Genomic DNA, 1,967 nt, shown 5'->3' on the forward strand with positions numbered 1-1,967 from the left:
CCGACTCGGAGGAATCGGCCTGTCGCTGGCCCGTCACCGAGTGGGGGTCGGTCGCGCCCTACCGAGCGGCAGTTATCCCCATCGGCGACGGGGAGGTCGAGGAGGTTGCCGCCGAGATCCACGACGCGATCGGTGAGGACTGCCTCCTGTTCGACGGCAAGCAGTCGGTCGGCGAGCGGTTCGCCGAGAGCGGCCTGCTGGGCATCCCCGCGAAGGTCGTCGTCGGCAACACGTACCGCGAAACGGGAACGGTGGATATCGAGCGACTGAACGGCGAGAACCTCGCCGTTGCTCCCGAATCGGTCCCCGCCGCAGTCGAGCAGTTCGGCGCTGGTGGGTAACCGGGGACGCCCGCTCGCGCTCGGCCGTGACCCGCGAGCCACGCGATTCAAATAGGCCGAGCCAGTTATCCCCGATAACGAATGAGCGAGGACTTCTACGAGGTGCTGGGAGTCTCCCGGGACGCCGACGAGGACGAGATCCAGCAGGCGTTCCGCAAGAAGGCTTCCCAGTACCACCCGGACGTAAGCGACGACCCCGACGCCGAGGAGAAGTTCCGCAAGGCGAAGAAGGCCAAGGAGGTGCTCACCGACGAGGAGAAGCGCCAGGCGTACGACCGGATGGGCCACGAGCGCTTCGAGCAGGCCGAGAAGCGCGGCGGCTTCGATCAGGGTGCCGGCGGCGCTGGCGGCATGGGCGGCGGCCCGTTCGGCGGCGCCGGCGGCAGTGGCGGCTTCGAGGACATCTTCGAGCAGTTCTTCGGCGGCGGCCGCGGGGGCGGCCGTGGCGGCGGCGGCAACCGCCCGCAGGCCGGGCGGGACATCCGCACCGGCATGTCGATCACGCTCGAAGAGGCCTACGAGGGCGTCAGCAAGGAGTTCACCATCGAGCGCCCCGAGGAGTGCCCCGACTGCGACGGCGCCGGCCACCCCGCCGACGCCGACGTGGAGACCTGCCCGGAGTGTAACGGTCAGGGGCAGGTCACGCAGGTCCAGCAGACCCCGCTCGGGCGCGTCCAGCAGACCCAGACCTGCCGGCGCTGTGGCGGCGAGGGCGAACTGTACTCCGAGGACTGCGCGACCTGTTCGGGCGACGGCGTCGTCCGGCAGGAGGCCACCCTGCAGGTCGACGTGCCCGCCGGCATCCAGAGCGGGCAGAGCCTCCGGATGAACCGCGAGGGCGCGCCCGGCGAGAACGGCGGCCCCAAGGGCGACCTGCTGATCGAGGTCGAGGTCGAGGACCATCCCGAGTTCGAGCGCGACGGCGCCGATCTGGAGCACCGACACGCCATCTCGTTCCCGCAGGCCACCTTCGGTGCGACCGTCGAGGTGCCCACGCTCGACGGTCCCGTCGAACTCGATATCCCCGCCGGCACGCAGTCCGGCGAGCGGTTCCGCCTCCGGGGCAAGGGGATGCCTCGCCTGCGCGGGCGCGGGCAGGGCGACCTCTACGTCGACGTACAGATCGTCACGCCCGAGGAACTCAACGAGGAGCAGCGCGAAGCGCTCGAACAGTTCGCCGAGGCCGGCGGCGAGGAGGTCGACGTGGACCGCGGCTTCTTCGAGAAGCTCCGGAGCTCGCTCTGAGCGCCGCGCGATTTTTCACGGCAGCGGCCGACGATCCACCCGCATGAGCCACGACACCGTCAGCTACGACGACGTCGAACCGAAAGCGCCCGGGATGTACTTCCTCCGGGACGCGCTCAACTGCGAGAACCTCGGCGTCACCGTCGTCGAGGCCGACGCCGGCTGGGAGGGGATGGAGCACGCCCACGAGAGCGACGGGCAGGAGGAGGTGTACGTCCTGCTCGCGGGGTCGGCGAAGCTCACCGTCGAGGACGACACCGTCGACATGGAACCCGGCGACGCCGTCCGCGTCGACGCCGATGACTCCCGGATGCTCCTGTTCGAGGAAGACGACTCCCGGATGGTGATCGCCGGCGCGCCGTAGCGCCGCCGACTCGCCCC

Annotated in this window: 3 protein-coding genes; all 3 read left to right on the forward strand. The window is 70.2% G+C overall.

Annotated elements, in window-relative coordinates; genetic code table 11:
- On the forward strand, positions 1 to 341 hold a 341-nt coding region (locus ACFR9S_RS07020), incomplete at its 5' end, for a His/Gly/Thr/Pro-type tRNA ligase C-terminal domain-containing protein (RefSeq protein ID WP_379818336.1).
- 81 nt (positions 342 to 422) lie between these two features.
- Positions 423 to 1,586, forward strand: coding sequence for a molecular chaperone DnaJ (dnaJ, locus tag ACFR9S_RS07025; RefSeq protein ID WP_379818337.1), 1,164 nt, complete (start codon positions 423 to 425; stop codon positions 1,584 to 1,586).
- Positions 1,587 to 1,629: 43 nt separating this feature from the next.
- Positions 1,630 to 1,950, forward strand: coding sequence for a cupin domain-containing protein (locus ACFR9S_RS07030; RefSeq protein ID WP_379732777.1), 321 nt, complete (start codon positions 1,630 to 1,632; stop codon positions 1,948 to 1,950).
- Positions 1,951 to 1,967: the final 17 nt, after the last annotated feature.

Origin of the sequence: Halolamina salina, from assembly GCF_042678005.1 — an archaeon.
GTDB classification, from domain to species: domain Archaea; phylum Halobacteriota; class Halobacteria; order Halobacteriales; family Haloferacaceae; genus Halolamina; species Halolamina salina.